Source organism: Amphibacillus xylanus NBRC 15112 (assembly GCF_000307165.1).
GTDB lineage: Bacteria > Bacillota > Bacilli > Bacillales > Amphibacillaceae > Amphibacillus > Amphibacillus xylanus.
Genome location: NC_018704.1, coordinates 915,999 through 933,743, shown reverse-complemented (window position 1 = coordinate 933,743; position 17,745 = coordinate 915,999). Strand labels below are relative to the sequence as shown.

The window sequence follows — 17,745 nt, the reverse complement described above, 5'->3', positions numbered from 1 at the left end:
CACAACCATATTACTACAACAAAGTAGAATAACAAATCTTTTGAATTATTCTTCATATTTTATCCACATTATATTGTTGTTTTGCCAACATATATTGCCCTTTTAATTGTTTAACCACATGCTCAAACATTTCACTACGGGTCAGTTCTTCGTTCGTTAATATCCCAATCGTCCCTTCATGATGGCGGACATTTTCTTTTTTCGCAAATTCATCAATAATTTCACCTAATTCACGACCTGATCGCAAAGCTTTAGTAATTTGATCTGGCAATGGAATTCTTGCTCCACTTGCTATATAGACATTTCCTGATGGATCAACCAATGCTCCCCAATTGCACAAGAGCAACTGATGATTTAATTGCATCACTCCACCTTCTAAGCCAATGCCAATTACACCTAGTTCAGATTCCTGACAATACCTTGCACGGTTGATAGATCCGGTTAGTGTCTCTTGATCAGACATGGGCTGATCAGATACTCCAGAAGGAGCTTGGATGCCGATAATTTCACTTGTTCTAAATATATTTTTTACAGCTGTTATTTTAGCTTTATTTTGTGAACCAATGATTATTTTCATACGTTATAATTTATCCTCCTCGAAAAATAGTCGAAGACATAAAAAAAGTGGGATACCCCACTTTTTTAACTATTATTTCTTAAGTATTCCACCATATTAGCATCTGTATGCTTAACTAGCTCAACGATTAGTTCTTTCGCAGCTGCATAGTCATCTACATGAATAATTGATGCATGTGTGTGAATATAGCGTGATGGAATACCGATAACTGCTGAAGGTACACCATCGTTTGAAAGATGAACGCGCCCTGCGTCCGTTCCTCCCTGAGAAATGAAGTATTGGTATTTAATATTATTAGACTCAGCAATATCTAATACAAACTCACGTATACCTCGATGAGTGATCATCGTGCGGTCAAAAATACGTAATAAGGCTCCCTTACCGATTTGACCAAACTCTTTATCATCACCTGACATATCATTTGCTGGAGACGCATCAAGCGCATAAAAGATATCTGGCTTAATCATATTAGCCGCTACCTGTGCTCCACGTAAGCCAACCTCTTCTTGAACTGTTGCTCCAGAGTAAAGCTCATTCGGTAACTCTACGTCTTTTAACTCTTTTAATAATTCAATCGCAAGACCGCAACCGTAGCGATTATCCCATGCTTTAGCTAATATTTTTTTAGGGTTACTCATTGGTGTAAATGGTGTAACCGGTAAAATCGATTGACCAGGTCGAATACCAATTGCTTTTGCATCTTCTTCATCATCCGCACCAATATCAATCAACATATTTTTCATTTCCATAGGCTTCGCACGTTGTTCAGGCGTTAAGTTATGTGGTGGTATTGAACCAATCACACCAATAACCGGACCATTGTCAGTCATGATTTGTACACGTTGAGCCAACATGACTTGATTCCACCAACCACCTAATGGTTGAAATTTGATCATACCGTTCTTCGTAATTTGAGTAACCATAAAGCCGACTTCATCCATGTGACCAGCCACTAAAACTTTAGGTCCTTTACCTTTTCTAACACCAAAAATGCCACCTAGACGATCCTGAATGATCTCATCAGAATATTTTTCTAACTCCGTTCGCATATATTGACGTACAAGGTGTTCGTTTCCTGGCGCTCCTTGTAATTCTGTCAATGTTTTAAACATATCCAAGGTTTCTTGTTTCAATATGTACAACCTCCCATTTTATAACCTCATGCTTTATTGTATCGAAAGATCAAATTCTTTTCCACTTTTTAAGAAATCTCGTCCAAGCTGTTTTCTTATTAGAGTTAAATAAGGTATACTATCATTAACTTTAATATTCGAGGTGAAGTAGATGAATTGGAAGAAGGCGTTGGGCATTTTAGGGCTCGGCATTACAATTGGTTATATTGCAAAATCAAAAATTAATGATATGCCTATTCAAGCAGAACAAGCACTAAAAATAGCAAAGGAAAAATTTAAAGAAGGCGGAGCTGTTAGTGGCTCTTGGATCTATATGAAAAGCGAAGAAATCACATTGCACGGCTTAAATTATCTTGTTTACCGTGGTGGGATTACTCGAACGATTAACGAAGAAAACAAACAGTATGAATTTTATGTAGATGCCCATACCGGAACAATTATTTCAACAGAGGAAACAAATAACATTATTTAAATAATAAAAGAGATAACTTTTTATATAAGTTATCTCTTTATTATTGGGTTATATAATTATTAGCTCTTGCTAGCATTTCTATTAATCTTGCTTTTTGTACTTGATATTCATCTTCATTTGAAGAATGTATTTCTCTTATTACTTGATAGAGCATATACCAATGAATCCGAAGATACAATGATCGATTACCCTTCACACCATAATTCATTAACCACGTATCCCACTCTTTATTCTCAACATAAGTAGAAAATAGCATGGCTAAATCAATTGCTGGATCACCGATTGCGGCATTATCCCAGTCAATTAAATAAAGTTGTCCCTTATTAGTAATCAGCCAATTGTTGTGGTTTAAATCACCATGACAGACAACTGGTTTTATATGAATAAGTTTGGAAAGTTGTGCTCGCATCCAAGCAAGTGCATCATTAATAATTAGATCTGAGTTAGTTCTATCATTTTCTAACACAGTTTGTTCAATTTCTCGATAAAGCGTTGTTGGCCTTAATGGCTTTTTGCCCATTCGGGTGAGCATGTCAAGCAATTCTGCAGAATGATGGATCCGACCTAATAATTCCGCAACTTTAGGGTGATGGATCACTTCAGGTTGCATCTCTCTGCCATCATGCCATTCTTGTGCAGTAATGACATCGCCATTTTCTAAACGTTTTGTCCAAATTAACTTAGGAACAATTCCTTGTGCAGATAGAACTGCTAGAAACGGTGAAGAATTTCTCTTTAAAAATATACGCTTTTGTTTAGATTGCGCATAGTACGCTTCACCACTAGAGCCACCAGCAGATTTAATTACCCAATCTTTACCTAATACATGTTGCACAGGAATTCACCTCACAATTAAGCTAGCATTTTATTAATCTAATAAGTTCAAAAAAAAGTCCAATTCTAGATTACCCCATCAAGAGGGTAAAGATCAAGAGGAATTTTTCCTGATTTTATTCTTTTCCTTCATTTCGATCCCATTCTGGTCGATAAACAGAAACTGTGTCGGAATGCTTTAGTAATACTTCAGCTACTTTTAATTGCTGATGTTTTAACGGAGAGCTTAATTGCCGTTGTCGCATAAGCCAACTTTCATGTTGATCACGATCAATATATTGCGTTTGAAATGGCTCTAAATCAAATTTTATCTGATTTGTTCTAGATAGTACAACTTTTTTTATCGGCATCTCTATTCCATAAAAATCAAAAATAGAACGAATAATTTTATCAGTTCTTTTTAATGAGAGCATTGGACTTAAAAATTTCGCTTTAACACGATTATGCTCACTAAACCATGATCGATCATCACCTGCAATAATCGTATGATCTGATGACATTTCTACGACATTAATCACCTGAACATCTATTGGTGTAATCATGATTATATCTGCATCAACCGCCGCATTTTTTAATTTGAAAACTGGACGATACATAAATAAATATGTATCAGGGAATCTTTGCATAAAATACTTTAATCTTAAATCGTGATGATAGTTATGATCTAAAAACGACATCTGAGTTAAAGTTGTTGAAGCCCAATTTAATTGAAATTTAAAAATAGAATCCAAGAAAAAGCGTTTAAGTTGTTCTTCAGTTTCTGGTATTGAATCTTGCTCATAATCTATTTCAGAAGTTTGATCTTTTTTCAAAAGGTCATTTAAACGCTTAAAAATAGATGAACTTGACTTTTCCTCTATCGTGGACTCCAATTTTAGTTCTTCTTGTCTTTGCTGCCATAGATCGAGTAAACTTTTCCAGTTTTCCTGTTTTAAGCGAATGAAGTGACCTGGATAATGGTATACATCATTTTGATAACGTGAAATATAATTTTCTAATTTTATCAACTGCCCCATTGGCATCTAGCTCCTTTACTTCATGAAGTTTTAATTAACACTAAAAGGAAATATTAAATTCTCTTTAAGTGTTTGTAAAAAATAGGTCACAAAGGTAGCCTTATTAGTAAAAAAGGTGTAAAATAATAGTATGAGATTAAGTAACACCAATAGACTACAGATAAAAAACCGGGGAGTGGTTCTTTGAGTCAACCAACAACAAGGATGCTTACAAGGATCAAGGCAGTCTACTTATTTATTCGCGATGAAGGCCCTGTATCAACTTCTGATATTGCTGAAGAATTTGATATAACAGAGCGTACCGTACAAAGAGACTTGAATATTCTTGCCTATAATGATCTTGTTGTAAGCCCAAGTAGAGGTAAATGGTCAATTACGAAAAAGAAGGTAAAGATCTCATAAGTTAATTTTCTTATAATGCTGACAGTTGTCGTCAGCTTATTTTTTTGTCATTAATTCAGTTGTTTTAAATATGAAATCTCTTCCTCAGTTAAACGACGATACTTTCCCTTGCCTAAATCTGGGTCTAGCTTCCATTCTGCCATTGCAATACGCTTCAAATAAATCACACGTTTCCCTACTGCTTCAAACATCCGCTTTACTTGATGGAATTTTCCTTCAGTAATGGTTAACTCCACTTCAGATGTCCCGTCATTGGTCAAAATAACTAGTTCAGCCGGTTTCGTTTGATAACCATCATCAAGTACGACACCATTTTTAAATGCAATTTGGTCTGCTTCTGTTACTTCTTGATTAATAATCGCGTAGTAGGTCTTACCAATATTATTTTTCGGTGAGAGCAGCTGATGAGCTAATTTCCCGTCATTGGTCAACAAGAGTAAACCCTCAGTATCTTTATCCAACCGCCCTACCGGAAAAGGTGATTTTGACTGATCAATCGGATCTAATAAATCAATTACTGTTTTATCTTTAAAATCCTCTGTCGCACTAATGACACCCGCTGGCTTGTTAAGCAAAAAGTATACAAATTCCTCATAAACGACACGTTCACCATCGACATAAACCTGATCAAGCTCTGGATTCACATGAATTTTTCCTGAACTCGCCTTTTTATCATTTACTGTAACACGTGCAGACTTCAATAGTTGTTTAACATCTTTCCGACTGCCAAAACCTGAATGAGCTAATAATTTATCTAAACGCAATTTAAAAATCATCCTATCTGTTAAAAATTCGGTCTAAAAAGCGAATTCTGCTCCCTACAACACGTTCAATTAAAGTTGAATGATAACTCAACAATAAATAGACTCCTGCACCCGCAGTAACCGTTATTAATAAAATAAAGATATTTGCTAATCGACCATCTTGATAAGTGACAAAGAAATTTACAATATACTTCATCACTATTACGGCAATTGCCATTAGCCCACTAAAGATCGACATCAGTAATGTGCGCTTAAACAATTGTTTTAATGAAAAATTAATTGCTGTTTTAATGCACCATAAGTTAGCTGCGACAGTCGCAAATGATGCTAAGCCAGTTGCAACAACAGCTCCTGTCGGTCCTAGCCAATTCAGCAATGGAACGTTAAGAATACTTTTTAAAACTAGACCTAATACTAAACTGTAAATCGCAAAGCGTTGCTGATTAATCCCTTGTAAAATGGATGAGCTCACTGTAAATAGAGCAAAGAATAAAGCTACTGGTGCATACCAACTTAATAAGTCTGCATTTAATGGGGTATATTCATTGACTGAATAAAAAGCGCCCCAAATCTCAGTAGATAGTAACGACATACCAATCACGGCAGGTAAGATTAAAAGCATAATAATTTGCAATGATTGATTGATTTGACGAAATAATAAATCTCGATTTCGATCAACATATGATTTCGTTAATGTTGGTAGTGCAGATAAAGACATACCAGTAGCAAGCGTAATCGGTATCATAATTAATTTGTGACCGTATAAATTTATCGTTGAAAAACTATTGTCAATCACAGCTTGTGAATAATCTAAATTGACCAAAGTTCTCATAAACGTAATTGCATCAATTTGTTGATACAAAGGGATTGCCAAACCAACAAATACAAACGGACCAGCATAGCTTAATAGCTCTTTAAATAATTCCTGATTTGTCATCGGTACCGATACGATAGATTGATTGTCTATATATTTGTTTAAATGTCGTTGTCTCTTTCTCCAATACCAAACCAATACAATAGCTGATGCTGCTGCACCTATGAAAGCTGAAAACGTTGCAAAGCCAACTGCTGTCGTAATTGAGCCTTTAAAGACGTTGATCACAATATATACCGAGATAAGTAAAAATGAAATTCTTACAATTTGTTCGATAACTTGAGAAATCGCTGTTGGCCCCATTGATTGATGCCCTTGGAAGAAACCACGTGTAATACTCATTGGCGGGATAATAATTAAAGCAAAACTCACCATTCTAATTACCATGGTAACGTCTTCTACTGTAATCCCTTCTGAATTATCAGGGATATAAATTCCAGCAAGCCATTTTGCGCCAATAAATAATGCTAGAAATGATAATACCCCAGTTACCATCATTAATCTTAGGGCAAGCTTGTACATGCGATGGCTCGTCTGATAGTCTCCCAATGAGTTATATTTTGCCACGAATTTTGATACAGCTAATGGGATACCAATTGTTGATAAACTAATAAAAATTGTATAAGGTCCATAAGCTAACCCATATAACTTTCCACCTGTTGCACCTACCAAGCTTTCAAATGGAATCGTATAAATCATCCCTAAGAATTTCGAAATAAATGTAGCTGAAGTTAGTAGAATTGTTCCGCGAATCATTGTGTTTTTATTCATAAGTTCACCTTTATTCATATTCAATTTAATCAATCACTAAATATCTTATCTTAAATATAACAATTTGCTTATCTATTCATTCTAACATATATTTTACTGTATAATTGAATACTAAACAATCTACGCACAATTTTCACATAATTGTAGAAAGGAAGTACATGATGAATTATGATGTCGCAGTCATTGGTGGTGGGCCTTCAGGTTTAATGGCCGCAATTGGAGCAGCTGAACAAGGTGCCCGAACCATCTTAATCGAAAAAGGTAAACGATTAGGAACTAAGTTAATGATTTCCGGAGGTGGACGTTGTAACGTAACAAGTCGTTTACCGAAAGAAGAGATTATCGAACATATACCAGGTAATGGTCGTTTTCTATATAGTGCTTTTTCTGTTTTTGATAATGAAGATATTATTGAATTCTTTGAGGATTTAGGTGTGCCATTAAAGGAAGAGGATCATGGAAGGATGTTTCCTGTATCAAACTCTGCACGAGATGTTGTTCAAGCGTTATTAACTAAGTTAAAGCAATTAGATGTGATGATTATGACTAATAGTACTGTTGCTGCACTTGATTACGGGGAAACATCACATACTGTCATTCTAGCAGATCAATCAAAGATAACTGTAAAATCAATTGTCGTTGCAGTTGGAGGTAAAGCAGTACCACATACAGGCTCTACTGGTGACGGATATCCATGGGCGAAAAAAGCAGGTCACACGATTACTGACTTATACCCAACAGAAGTTGCGCTCACATCAAATGAGCCATTTATAAAAGAAAAAACATTACAAGGATTATCATTACGGGACGTAAAGCTTACAGTTAAAGATAAAACTAATAAATCGGTTATTTCACATCGAATGGACATGATTTTCACACATTTTGGATTATCAGGACCCGCTGTCCTTAGATGTTCACAGTTTGTTGTCAAATTACTAAAAGATGATCATCAGTTTGTTAGTATTTTTATTGATGCAGTACCAGATACAAATCAAGAGCAGCTTTATCAAACTTATCGAACTATAATCGAGCAATCTGCGAAAAAATCAATTAAAAATGTTTTCAAAGGTATTGTACCTGAACGTTATTTACTCTATATTTTTGAAAAGAATAAGCTTGATCCAGAACTAAAAGCTGCAAACCTTGCGAATGAACAACTACGCCAAATTATTACTGATTTGAAAGAGTTTGAAGTTCGGATTCACGGAAGCCTACCTCTAGAAAAAGCCTTTGTAACTGGTGGTGGCATATCTATTAAGGAAATTAATCCGACAACGATGGCATCAAAACTAGTTGAACGACTATTTTTCTGTGGTGAAATATTAGACATTCACGGTTATACAGGTGGATATAATATAACTGCAGCGCTAATTACAGGTCGACTCGCTGGACAAAACGCCGCATGGCAAAGCTTTTAATAAAAGATCTGAACTGCCCCCTGTCAAGTAGACAGGTAAATAAACAAAATATTTTGTGCCATGTATGACTTTCATACATGGCTTTTCTTATGCTGGAATTTTATATTTACGAGCTAATTGAATGATAGGTATGCCTTCTTGGATGTGCTCTCTAACAATTAGGTCCTTGAACTCTTTACTGTAATAATTAATTCTCAACTTCGTTTGAATGCCTTCAAGACCATTTTCTTGGTATCTTAGTACCTTATCATTAAAGATCGCTTCACTTAAGTTCCGATAACTTCATCCTTCATGTAGATACATTTGAATATATCTTTCAAGTTCATCAACAGTATATTTGCTATTAGAACGCATAAAAATCCCCCTAAGAGCAGATTTTCGGTCTAACTTTAGGGGTGCACAGCAAAAACGAATGACACCTTTTTCCAAGGCATCATTCGCTTAATGTACTAATTCTTTTTATGATGATCAGTTGTATATGTTGCAGGATTATTTAATAAAAAATTCTCCTCATAATCTTTGGTTACTTTAACGACAAGTGAGCCCAAGCCAAGTAAGGCGATTAAGTTTGGAATCACCATTAAGCCATTAAAAACATCCGCTAATTCCCAAACAATTTCAGCTGTCATACTCGTGCCAAAAACAATAAAGATTAGCACGAGTATTTGATATGGCATAACGCCTTTTTTTCCAAAGAGGAACTTAATGTTTGCTTCAGCAAAATAATACCAACTAATAATTGTTGAAATTGCAAAAAAGAACAAACAAATTGCGATAAAAGTTACCCCAAAACTGCCAAATCCGGCTGAAAACCCAGCCTGTGTCAATTGTGTTCCAAACAAACCACTTGAAAAAGCATCAGTCGTTAAAATAACAAGTGCGGTCATCGTACAAACAACACCGGTATCAATCACAACACCAATCATCGCCGTCAGACCCTGTTCCCCTGGATGCTTAACTTTTGCAACTGCATGAGCGTGCGGTGTCGAACCCATGCCGGCTTCATTCGAAAACAAACCGCGTGCAACTCCATAACGCATTGCTTCCTTAATTGAGACACCAACCACTCCACCTGCCACCGCCGACGACTTAAATGCCTCTTGAAAAATCATTTGAAATGCAGGTAAAATCATCTCATAATGCATAAAAATAATCGTCAACGAACCGATAATGTAAAATGTTACCATAATCGGGACAATTTTTTCTGTAAACGAAGCAATCCGTGCAACACCACCAATGACGATTAAGCCAACTATAACAGCGATGATTATTCCAGTCAGAAACTTCGGCATCCCAAACGCTGTATATGTTGCCTCCGCGATCGAACTTGATTGTACCATGTTTCCCATAAATCCTAGGGCGATAATTAAGAGTACCGCAAAAATACTGGCCAACAACTTACTGCCAAGACCTTTCTTTATATAATATGCAGGCCCACCAGTCACTTCGCCATCTTTGCGCTCAGTATGTAACTGCGCTAAAATCGCTTCAGCAAAAATCGTTCCCATCCCAAAAAATCCACTTATCCACATCCAAAATACTGCACCAGGACCACCAGACGCTACTGCTGTTGCAACCCCAGCAATATTCCCCGTACCAACTTGCGCTGCAATCGCAGTAGCCAGCGCTTGAAACGAACTCATTCCATCCGCATCCGCTCGATCACCCTTCTTAAATAAACCACCAAAAGTTTGTTTAAATGCTCGCTTAAACTGACGAACTTGTAACCCTTTTAGTCGAATTGTAAAAAGTACACCCGTTCCAACCAATAAGATTAACATTGGTGGTCCCCACAAAATACTGTTAATATACTCAATCACTGTTGAAAAATTCATTTGCTCCCCCTTACCTTTCATTTTCTTCTGAATATACTGAATTTTTAATCTTGTTTAATTATGCGTTTTTATGTTTTTTTATGAAACACATGATTATTGATCAATATACTCGAAGTGAATGAATTTGGGAAGTCTTTTTTGATTTGTTCATAGAATTGTTGGAATTCAGATAATTATTCATATATCTTTTCTTATGACTGATTCATTTCTAATTTTAAATGAACATAAACAATGATCCAAGATAAAAAGATAGCGATAAAATAAATTGTAATTGCAACAGGAATAGTTGAAATGATTATACCTAGTTTTTTTACTTACTTTTATTATACATGACACAATAGTATGAAACAATGTAAGAAAAAAAGACGCCTGACAGTCGTTTCGGCATCATTTGTTTTCTGAATCGCTATTTGTTTCTTTTCCTTCAAAAACTCTCCTGATTAAGTCTCGATATTCTCTATATTCGTTTGTGTCCTTAACTTGAGAGAATGATTCGGCAATCGATTGGTAATACCAATGTTGTGATTCTTTTCCGGCATTAAATTTATTCCAAAGTTGTTCACTTTCCACTTCGTAATCTCTGAAAATCGATCTTATGTTTGATAATTTATCAGCTAGTGTGGCAATTTCAACGTCCTTAGACTGATTTGACTTTAAAAAACTGATTGTCTCCTTTTTACGGTCAATCCACTCTTTAGACTTGTCTTCACTCTGCCTTTTGACTAAGTTTGCAATGTTTTCATTAAACACTTCTTTGAGTGTTTCATAGGATACATTCGCATCCTCAATTGTATCATGTAGAATGGCTGCACAGACGACATCACTGTCGACATGACCGTCTTTGTTTGTCATGTTAGCGGCAATAATGCCCGCTTCAAGACAGTGTAGAATATATGGGATGTCTGTTCCCTTTCTCGTTTGGTTTTGATGACTTAATGTCGCAAACTCAATCGCTTGGTTAATCATTTAGTCCACTCTCCTTTGATAACTGTACGTCCCATACTCGCCATCTTTCAGGACATAAAACATACTATTTTCAACTTCATAGCCCGCTTCATCTGCAGGGATCTCCCAGATCGCCTTCAATGTGCGCCCTTGGCTACTGACAATATAGTCTTCATCACCAAAGTGACAATCGATGATCTCGTTCATCTTTTCATCACTCAAGTTCGGATCAAACTCAACGACTAAATCATAGAAAGTCGTCTTACAAATCTCGCCAAGCTTCTTTCTCATATATAGACCTCCGATTATTTTATAATTTTCCCCAAGTGACAAGGGGGGACTTTTAACCGAGTAGATTTAGCCTTTCTGCCAATGTTCGATTGTGTTCGATTAAATCTAACCAATCTGGATTAGGAATTTCCCCAGCCATTAGCAATGTGACCTCTACCCGATCTCGACTTGCTATGAATGATGTGATTCTCTTGTCCGTTTCATCATCATAGACGGTCATTAGGCCATTATCTCTAACCTCGATCACTTGAGAGATGTATTCCGCATAGCCAGTACCAGTTGGGACTAAGTGGTTGACTCTGTAATAGCCGACAACGTTCCCTTCACCGAACACCTCCATTAATTGATTACTCATGTGCGCTCATCCTTCCCATTTTAGATCGTTAACCTTCTTACTACACTTATCATACAACAACGGATGGGCAGTATATTGACCATCCGTTGTTTTTTTGAAAAAGCATGAGTCAGATTAGTTTAAATGAGCATTCAGGTCTTTGATCGCCTCAAAGAGATCGTTTTCCATCAGTTCAGTTAAACTGCGCATCTCGACTTCAGCCTTAGTTTTCAGATAGATCTGATCAGTCTCAACAAGCTTGTAGTCGGCGGTATATAACCCACCTCTCATCTTATCGGACATCTCTAGAACTGGTTTTTTACCCTTTTCGGTTCGCTCGTTGTAGGCTAATAGCTGTAGCTTAGTATTTGGGAATCTGTCTTTGCTGTCACCTGAGAAGTAGATGCTTCGATTCTCTTCTTCATTTAATAAATAGATCCCTTGTCCTTTTCCACCTGTCAGCTCTATTTTTTAAACGTTTAGATTGTATCGCGCAATAATTTCTGGTTTAATTTCTGAAAAACGTTCTGCTGTCTGATATTTCCGATCGAGATTTAACCTAGATTATTCACAGCCCGACCATAAGCCACTAAGAAACTGCGTTAAATCAATTAAAAATACACAATCGATCTTTCACTAATTAAGTGAAAAGGAGCCCGATCTTTGATATTGTATAAGTGTCTAAACAAACACAAATCAAGGAGGACTCCATAATGAAAAGTGTAATCGAAAAGTCACTTAATTTCAACAAAATGATCAAAGTTAATTTTGACGGTGGAAATTTAACCTCAGACTCAGGGCTATTATTGTATAAAGAGTTCGATGAAAAGATTGGACTCGGCCAGTCTATTCAATAAACCCTTCAAGTCAAAGACCCTGTAGACCACCGAGAACATACCAACCATGATGTCGTCATTCAAAAAATTTATCAACATATTTCCGGTTATCACACAGATGACCATGTTGACATAAAAAAAACTAAATGTTATTCTTTTTATGAATTGAATATGTTTCTTCGGGGCAGGGTGTAATTCCCGACCGACGGTGACAAGTGTGAACTTGAAGTCCGTGACCCGCAATTATTTGCGGTTGATCTAGTGAAAATCTAGAACCGACAGTTAGAGTCTGGATGGGAGAAGAAAAAACTAATTAGCTAAGATGACAGGATCAGTATACCCTTTTTTGTCATACTTTCTTTTAGTCGATGAACCAAAGCCTCGTGTATCGAACACAAGGCTTTTTTATTTGGAAAGGAGGAAAATATATGCATGAGAAATACATGAAGCTAGCGATCCAAGAAGCTAAAAAGGGATTTGGTAGAACATTTACAAATCCTTTGGTTGGTGCTGTCATTGTCAATAATGATCAAGTCATTGCATCAGGTGCACATTTGGAATATGGCAAAGAACACGCCGAAGTTAATGCCCTCTCATCATATAAAGCTCCCGATAAACGATTCGATTCAATTCTCTACGTTACACTTGAACCTTGTAATCATGATGGCAAACAACCCCCTTGTACACAAGCAATCATTAACAGCGGGATAAAACAAGTGGTCATTGCCCAACTCGACCCTAACCCTTTAGTTGCAGGTAAAGGCAAGAAAAAGTTAGAACAACATGGCATCAAGGTAATTACTGGTGTGCTAGAAACAGAGGCTCGCGAATTGAATCCTTTTTTCAATTGCTTCTATGAACAAAATCGTCCCTATATCACTTTAAAACAGGCAATTACTTTGGATGGTAAACTATCATTAGATTCAAAGCGCACAGCAATCACGGGAAAGGATACTTATCAATACGTTCGAAAAGAGCGCAATCATTATCAAGGGATCTTAGTTGGAAGTCAAACGATTTTAACAGATAATCCTTTTCTGCTGGGAACAGATCAAACCTTGCATCCAATTCGGATCATTCTAGATCGGCGCGGTCGATTATTCAACAAACTCGATCTAAATGTTTTTATTAATCAAGCTAGTCCAGTTTGGATTTTCACCGAACGAAAAGTAAACATTAAGCTTCCAAAACATGTTGAAGCAATCGTTCTCAAAAGCGCTACAGTCAAATCGATTATCAAAGAATTAACGAGGAGAAATATCCACTCTCTCTATGTAGAAGGTGGAGCGAAAGTTCATGACAGCTTTTTAAACAGTGGTTATTGGGATCAAATGATTACTTATATCGCCCCAAAGGTCATTGGCGGCAACGGCGTGCCAGCAATGTCAAGCACAAGAGAAGTTAATCAAGTGATTGAATTAACGAATGTTACGGTTGAATCCATTCATGATGACTTAAGAATTTCTGGAAGAAGGTGTTGAAATTGTTTACTGGTCTAATTCAAGAACAAGGAAAAATCCTAAAAGTTAATCGAAAGGCAGATACAGTACAGTTGACTTGCCAAGCTTCAGAAAAAATATTAGCTGACTATCAAATTGGAGATAGTATGGCGATTAACGGTGTTTGTCTAACAGCAATTGCTAAGACTAATTCCCACTTTACCGTTGATATCATGCCCGAGACTTTTTACCGGACAACTTTTTCTAAATTAAAAATAAACGATCAAGTAAATTTGGAACGTGCACTCTCTTTCCACGGAAGATTAGAGGGTCATTTAGTATCCGGGCATATTGATACAACCGTTCGATTGATCGAAAAAAGGAACCATGAAAATGCATTGATTTTAACATTTGACTATCCTAAAGATCAACAAGGCGAAATCATTCCACAAGGATCAATTGCAATTAATGGCGTTAGCTTAACTGTCACAGATGTGCAAGCACGGTCTTTTTCTGTTAGTTTAATCCCACATTCAAAGGATCAGACAAATTTAGGAACGTTAAATCGCGGTGAGTATGTTAACGTTGAAACAGATATGATTGGAAAATATATTAAGGCACAAGCTCATCTTACTGATAAAGTAACGGGAGGATTTCTACAATGACTAAACATATTGAAAAAGCGATCGAAGACTTAAAACAAGGCAAGCTTATCATTGTCGTAGATGATGATAATCGTGAGGCAGAAGGAGATTTAGTTGGTTTAGCGAGCTTAGCTACGGCCGAAACTGTGAATTTCATGACCAAACATGCGCGAGGTTTAATCTGCGCACCTATTTCTGAAGCTATTGCGGATCATTTTGGCCTCACAGAAATGATAGAAGAGAATACAGATCCATACAGAACAGCGTTTACGATCAGTGTCGATCATAAGGAAACCTCAACAGGAATTTCTGCTTTCGATCGCGCAAAAACAATTAAAGAATTAGCTAACCTGTCTAACAACGAGCAAGCATTTCATAAGCCTGGCCATATTTTCCCGTTAATCGCAAAAGAAGGGGGCGTACTCGAGCGAAGAGGCCATACTGAAGCAGCCATTGATTTAGCTAAGCTGGCAAACGAACCGCAGGCTACCTATATATGTGAAATCTTAAACGATGATGGGACAATGGCACGAAGACCGCAACTAGAAGCGTTAGCTGCCGAGTGGAAAATGCCAATCATTAGTATCGAAGAATTAGTGACTTATTTGACCGCAAATCAAGAATTAACAGTCAAGCTACCAACATCTTATGGAGACTTTGATTTAACTCTGTTCGAGGATCAAGCAAATAAAGAGCACCTTTTGCTTTCTAAAGGTGAAATTAGAAGTCTTCAAGAGCCTTTACTGATACGTGTCCACTCTGAATGTCTTACAGGTGATATCTTTGGCTCACATCGTTGCGATTGCGGCGAACAATTACACGAAGCATTGCGGATGATTGAAGAAAATGGCATCGGAGCCATTTTATATTTACGCCAAGAAGGACGTGGAATTGGTTTAAAAAACAAACTGAAAACCTATCAGCTTCAGGAAAATGGTCTAGATACATTTGATGCAAATATCGCACTAGGTTTTGAACCGGATGAGCGAGATTATCACTTTGCCGCCCAAATTCTTAAGTCGCTAGGAATTAAAATGGTTAACTTAATCACAAATAACCCAGATAAAATCGAACAATTACAAGCGTTTGGCATCGAAGTCGTTGAACGTATTCCATTAGAAGTCAGACCTGAAAAGGAAAACCTCAATTATTTAAGAACAAAAAAGGAAAAATTTGATCACCTATTATCAATTAACTAAAGGAGAATTAATATGCCAATATTTGAAGGTAATTTTAACGGAGAAAATCTAAAAGTAGGAATTGTGATCGCTCGATTTAATGAGCTAATCACTTCTAAGCTCTTATCTGGGGCAATTGACAATTTATTACGACATGGGGTTAAGGAAGAAGATATTGATATTTACTGGGTTCCAGGCGCATTTGAGATTCCTTTTATCACAAAAAAATTAGTTGACAATCATAAATATGACGGAATTATCACTCTTGGAGCCGTGATCCGCGGGGCAACGACACATTATGAATTAGTTACGAATGAAGTCGCCAAAGGGGTCGCACATATTGGACTAACATCAGATATACCGGTTTTATTCGGCGTGCTAACAACAGAAACGATCGAACAAGCACTTGAACGAGCTGGAACAAAAGCTGGCAATAAAGGTAGCGAAGTTGCACAAGGATTACTAGAATTGATCTCACTTAATAAAGCGATATAAAGTGAATCTTTAATTCAGTAAAAAACTAAGCTATGGCAATTAGACGTACATTCATACCACCGAGTACACCATTTTTGTGCTCGGTGGTTTATTTTAAAAATGAAATTTATCATTAAGCCAGATCAAGTTTGAACTGCCCCCTGTCAAGTAGACAGGTAAATAAACAAAATATTTTGTGCCATGTATGACTTTCATACATGGCTTTTCTTATGCTGGAATTTTATATTTACGAGCTAATTGAATGATAGGTATACCTTTTTGGATGTGCTCTCTAACAATTAGGTCCTTGAACTCTTTACTGTAATAATTATTTCTCAACTTCGTTTGAATGCCTTCAAGACCATTTTCTTGGTATCTTAGTACCTTATCATTAAAGATCGCTTCACTTAACAACAAACCTTTTTCTTCACTTAAGTTCCGATAACTTCATCCTTCATGTAGATACATTTGAATATATCTTTCAAGTTCATCAACAGTATATTTACTATTAGAACGCATAAAAATCCCCCTAAGGTTAGATTTTCGGTCTAACTTTAGGGGGAGCATATCAATTTTCACATGTCTCTTTCTGATCTTTTTAGTTTGGATCTTGCCAAAATAGTTCATCAAGCGTTTTGCCAAGTCGATGACAAATGGCTAAGCATAAGTTAAGCGTTGGATTATATTTCCCTAATTCAATTAAACCGATCGTCTGCCTCGTAACCCCGACTTCTTTTGCTAATTCAGCTTGTGATAAATCTTGCTCTATTCGAGCTACTTTAAGTTTAATGTTCTTCATTTTCATCACCAGAATCAGAATTGATCATCATTTTATTTACTACATCGTCACTTTTTTTATACAACGTATCGTGTCCGATAACTAAAGTGATGATTAAAAATGGTAAATAGATCATTAGTGAAACAAATGTCACCATGAAAAAATACTCAATACTCTGGCCCAAATTGTCTCCATACCGTACTGCGCTATTAATGCCGAATATTAAGGCAATTACAACACCACCAATTATACTTCCAACAAGGTTTTTCTTCCTTCTCGGCCATTTACTCGTTGCATCGTGGATTTCCACTTCCGCTGAAAATATCCCCAATTGCATAGAACGATAGGTATAGTAAGCACTGCTAAATATTAAAATGATTAATTCTGTTGCAATATCTTCTATCCCTTTATCAAGGAAAAAGTATTTCACAATACTTGATAAACTACAAATGATCGTTACGATAATAAACACTTCAGCGTAAATTTTATTTTTTAAATTAACAATTCTTTCATCGATAACCTTCGTTTGTTTAAAGAGTCTCATTTTCATTTCTCCTAACTTTGGTATTTTTATTATATAACGTCAGATGTCATAATGCAATATATAAATGTCATTTAGTAAGTTATTTTTTTCAAAATAATAAAATATAGCTATTTTGGGCGGTATCATTCATTTTTTATTGAAAAATTGACTTGCAAAAGTTCCCTTAATGTTATATGGTTAGTTACA

General features: G+C 36.3%; 21 protein-coding genes and 1 riboswitch. Of the genes, 8 read left to right on the top strand and 13 right to left on the bottom strand.

What is annotated here, in order from left to right:
* Nucleotides 1-52 precede the first annotated feature (52 nt).
* Nucleotides 53-577, bottom strand: coding sequence for a DUF84 family protein (locus AXY_RS04615; RefSeq protein ID WP_015009627.1), 525 nt, complete (start codon nt 575-577; stop codon nt 53-55).
* A 65-nt stretch (nt 578-642) separates the two neighbouring features.
* Nucleotides 643-1,710 (bottom strand): M42 family metallopeptidase, encoded by a 1,068-nt coding sequence (locus AXY_RS04610; protein ID WP_015009626.1) that lies wholly within the window; start codon nt 1,708-1,710, stop codon nt 643-645.
* Between the two features lie 151 nt (nt 1,711-1,861).
* Here AXY_RS04610 and AXY_RS04605 point away from each other — a divergent pair, with 151 nt between their 5' ends.
* Complete coding sequence (locus tag AXY_RS04605; protein ID WP_015009625.1) at nt 1,862-2,182, top strand: PepSY domain-containing protein; 321 nt, start codon at nt 1,862-1,864, stop codon at nt 2,180-2,182.
* A gap of 40 nt (nt 2,183-2,222) precedes the next feature.
* Here the strand turns inward: AXY_RS04605 and AXY_RS04600 are convergent, their stop codons facing one another.
* Nucleotides 2,223-3,017, bottom strand: a complete 795-nt coding sequence (locus tag AXY_RS04600) for a phosphotransferase family protein (RefSeq protein ID WP_015009624.1) — start codon at nt 3,015-3,017, stop codon at nt 2,223-2,225.
* 115 nt (nt 3,018-3,132) lie between these two features.
* Nucleotides 3,133-4,032, bottom strand: a complete 900-nt coding sequence (locus tag AXY_RS04595) for a hypothetical protein (protein ID WP_015009623.1) — start codon at nt 4,030-4,032, stop codon at nt 3,133-3,135.
* A 183-nt stretch (nt 4,033-4,215) separates the two neighbouring features.
* Here AXY_RS04595 and AXY_RS04590 point away from each other — a divergent pair, with 183 nt between their 5' ends.
* Nucleotides 4,216-4,434 carry a DeoR family transcriptional regulator gene (locus AXY_RS04590; RefSeq protein WP_015009622.1) on the top strand — a complete coding sequence of 73 codons (219 nt, stop codon included), beginning with the start codon at nt 4,216-4,218 and terminating at the stop codon, nt 4,432-4,434.
* A gap of 50 nt (nt 4,435-4,484) precedes the next feature.
* Here the strand turns inward: AXY_RS04590 and AXY_RS04585 are convergent, their stop codons facing one another.
* Together AXY_RS04585 and AXY_RS04580 are read right to left on the bottom strand one after the other, a co-directional pair.
* A complete protein-coding gene (locus AXY_RS04585) occupies nt 4,485-5,198 on the bottom strand; it encodes a pseudouridine synthase (RefSeq protein WP_015009621.1) in 714 nt (237 codons plus the stop codon).
* Between the two features lie 13 nt (nt 5,199-5,211).
* Nucleotides 5,212-6,843, bottom strand: a complete 1,632-nt coding sequence (locus AXY_RS04580; protein WP_015009620.1) for a putative polysaccharide biosynthesis protein — start codon at nt 6,841-6,843, stop codon at nt 5,212-5,214.
* A 161-nt stretch (nt 6,844-7,004) separates the two neighbouring features.
* Between AXY_RS04580 and AXY_RS04575 the strand changes: the two genes are divergently transcribed.
* Entirely contained in the window at nt 7,005-8,261 is a 1,257-nt protein-coding gene (locus AXY_RS04575; protein WP_015009619.1) for a BaiN/RdsA family NAD(P)/FAD-dependent oxidoreductase, read from the top strand.
* Between the two features lie 449 nt (nt 8,262-8,710).
* On the opposite strand, the gene AXY_RS04570 is transcribed toward AXY_RS04575, so the two are convergent.
* The 4 genes from AXY_RS04570 to AXY_RS04555 all read right to left on the bottom strand — a co-directional run bounded on the left by AXY_RS04570 (nt 8,711) and on the right by AXY_RS04555 (nt 11,687).
* Nucleotides 8,711-10,096: an alanine/glycine:cation symporter family protein gene (locus tag AXY_RS04570; RefSeq protein ID WP_015009618.1), complete on the bottom strand. Its 1,386-nt coding sequence runs from the start codon at nt 10,094-10,096 to the stop codon at nt 8,711-8,713.
* Between the two features lie 387 nt (nt 10,097-10,483).
* The gene (locus AXY_RS04565; RefSeq protein WP_015009617.1) at nt 10,484-11,062 is read right to left on the bottom strand and encodes an HD domain-containing protein; all 579 of its coding nucleotides are present in this window, start codon (nt 11,060-11,062) and stop codon (nt 10,484-10,486) included.
* Entirely contained in the window at nt 11,063-11,332 is a 270-nt protein-coding gene (locus tag AXY_RS04560) for a hypothetical protein (protein WP_015009616.1), read from the bottom strand.
* Nucleotides 11,333-11,384: 52 nt separating this feature from the next.
* Nucleotides 11,385-11,687, bottom strand: a complete 303-nt coding sequence (locus AXY_RS04555; RefSeq protein WP_015009615.1) for a hypothetical protein — start codon at nt 11,685-11,687, stop codon at nt 11,385-11,387.
* Nucleotides 11,688-12,379: 692 nt separating this feature from the next.
* On the opposite strand from AXY_RS04555, the gene AXY_RS12760 reads away from it, so the two are divergent.
* From AXY_RS12760 to ribH, 5 genes are all read left to right on the top strand, one after another.
* Nucleotides 12,380-12,523, top strand: a complete 144-nt coding sequence (locus AXY_RS12760; RefSeq protein WP_015009613.1) for a transposase — start codon at nt 12,380-12,382, stop codon at nt 12,521-12,523.
* A 150-nt stretch (nt 12,524-12,673) separates the two neighbouring features.
* Nucleotides 12,674-12,811, top strand: a riboswitch (FMN riboswitch).
* A 119-nt stretch (nt 12,812-12,930) separates the two neighbouring features.
* Entirely contained in the window at nt 12,931-13,983 is a 1,053-nt protein-coding gene (ribD, locus tag AXY_RS04545) for a bifunctional diaminohydroxyphosphoribosylaminopyrimidine deaminase/5-amino-6-(5-phosphoribosylamino)uracil reductase RibD (RefSeq protein ID WP_015009612.1), read from the top strand.
* 2 nt (nt 13,984-13,985) lie between these two features.
* A complete protein-coding gene (locus AXY_RS04540; RefSeq protein ID WP_015009611.1) occupies nt 13,986-14,606 on the top strand; it encodes a riboflavin synthase in 621 nt (206 codons plus the stop codon).
* Entirely contained in the window at nt 14,603-15,784 is a 1,182-nt protein-coding gene (locus AXY_RS04535; protein ID WP_015009610.1) for a bifunctional 3,4-dihydroxy-2-butanone-4-phosphate synthase/GTP cyclohydrolase II, read from the top strand. Before AXY_RS04540 ends, AXY_RS04535 begins: the two co-directional genes overlap by 4 nt.
* A gap of 12 nt (nt 15,785-15,796) precedes the next feature.
* A complete protein-coding gene (gene ribH, locus AXY_RS04530) occupies nt 15,797-16,258 on the top strand; it encodes a 6,7-dimethyl-8-ribityllumazine synthase (RefSeq protein WP_015009609.1) in 462 nt (153 codons plus the stop codon).
* Between the two features lie 207 nt (nt 16,259-16,465).
* Here ribH and AXY_RS12250 read toward each other — a convergent pair whose 3' ends face one another.
* The 3 genes from AXY_RS12250 to AXY_RS04515 form a co-directional block, all read right to left on the bottom strand.
* On the bottom strand, nt 16,466-16,654 hold the full coding sequence (locus AXY_RS12250) for a hypothetical protein (protein ID WP_015009608.1): 189 nt from the start codon (nt 16,652-16,654) through the stop codon (nt 16,466-16,468).
* 181 nt (nt 16,655-16,835) lie between these two features.
* A complete protein-coding gene (locus AXY_RS04520) occupies nt 16,836-17,036 on the bottom strand; it encodes a helix-turn-helix transcriptional regulator (protein ID WP_015009607.1) in 201 nt (66 codons plus the stop codon).
* Nucleotides 17,023-17,559 (bottom strand): DUF6773 family protein, encoded by a 537-nt coding sequence (locus AXY_RS04515; protein WP_155835467.1) that lies wholly within the window; start codon nt 17,557-17,559, stop codon nt 17,023-17,025. The genes AXY_RS04520 and AXY_RS04515 overlap by 14 nt, the downstream gene beginning before the upstream one ends.
* Nucleotides 17,560-17,745 lie beyond the last annotated feature (186 nt).

Bases quoted from the DNA above. Each gene is read 5' to 3' on its own strand.
- AXY_RS04555 (WP_015009615.1), bottom strand. From the start codon at position 11,687: ATGAGTAATCAATTAATGGAGGTGTTCGGTGAAGGGAACGTTGTCGGC.
- AXY_RS04580 (WP_015009620.1), bottom strand. From the start codon at position 6,843: ATGAATAAAAACACAATGATTCGCGGAACAATTCTACTAACTTCAGCT.
- AXY_RS04515 (WP_155835467.1), bottom strand. From the start codon at position 17,559: ATGAGACTCTTTAAACAAACGAAGGTTATCGATGAAAGAATTGTTAAT.
- AXY_RS04570 (WP_015009618.1), bottom strand. From the start codon at position 10,096: ATGAATTTTTCAACAGTGATTGAGTATATTAACAGTATTTTGTGGGGA.
- AXY_RS04595 (WP_015009623.1), bottom strand. From the start codon at position 4,032: ATGGGGCAGTTGATAAAATTAGAAAATTATATTTCACGTTATCAAAAT.
- AXY_RS04615 (WP_015009627.1), bottom strand. From the start codon at position 577: ATGAAAATAATCATTGGTTCACAAAATAAAGCTAAAATAACAGCTGTA.
- AXY_RS04605 (WP_015009625.1), top strand. From the start codon at position 1,862: ATGAATTGGAAGAAGGCGTTGGGCATTTTAGGGCTCGGCATTACAATT.
- AXY_RS04560 (WP_015009616.1), bottom strand. From the start codon at position 11,332: ATGAGAAAGAAGCTTGGCGAGATTTGTAAGACGACTTTCTATGATTTA.
- AXY_RS04565 (WP_015009617.1), bottom strand. From the start codon at position 11,062: ATGATTAACCAAGCGATTGAGTTTGCGACATTAAGTCATCAAAACCAA.
- AXY_RS04535 (WP_015009610.1), top strand. From the start codon at position 14,603: ATGACTAAACATATTGAAAAAGCGATCGAAGACTTAAAACAAGGCAAG.
- AXY_RS12760 (WP_015009613.1), top strand. From the start codon at position 12,380: ATGAAAAGTGTAATCGAAAAGTCACTTAATTTCAACAAAATGATCAAA.
- ribD (WP_015009612.1), top strand. From the start codon at position 12,931: ATGCATGAGAAATACATGAAGCTAGCGATCCAAGAAGCTAAAAAGGGA.
- ribH (WP_015009609.1), top strand. From the start codon at position 15,797: ATGCCAATATTTGAAGGTAATTTTAACGGAGAAAATCTAAAAGTAGGA.
- AXY_RS04575 (WP_015009619.1), top strand. From the start codon at position 7,005: ATGAATTATGATGTCGCAGTCATTGGTGGTGGGCCTTCAGGTTTAATG.
- AXY_RS04520 (WP_015009607.1), bottom strand. From the start codon at position 17,036: ATGAAGAACATTAAACTTAAAGTAGCTCGAATAGAGCAAGATTTATCA.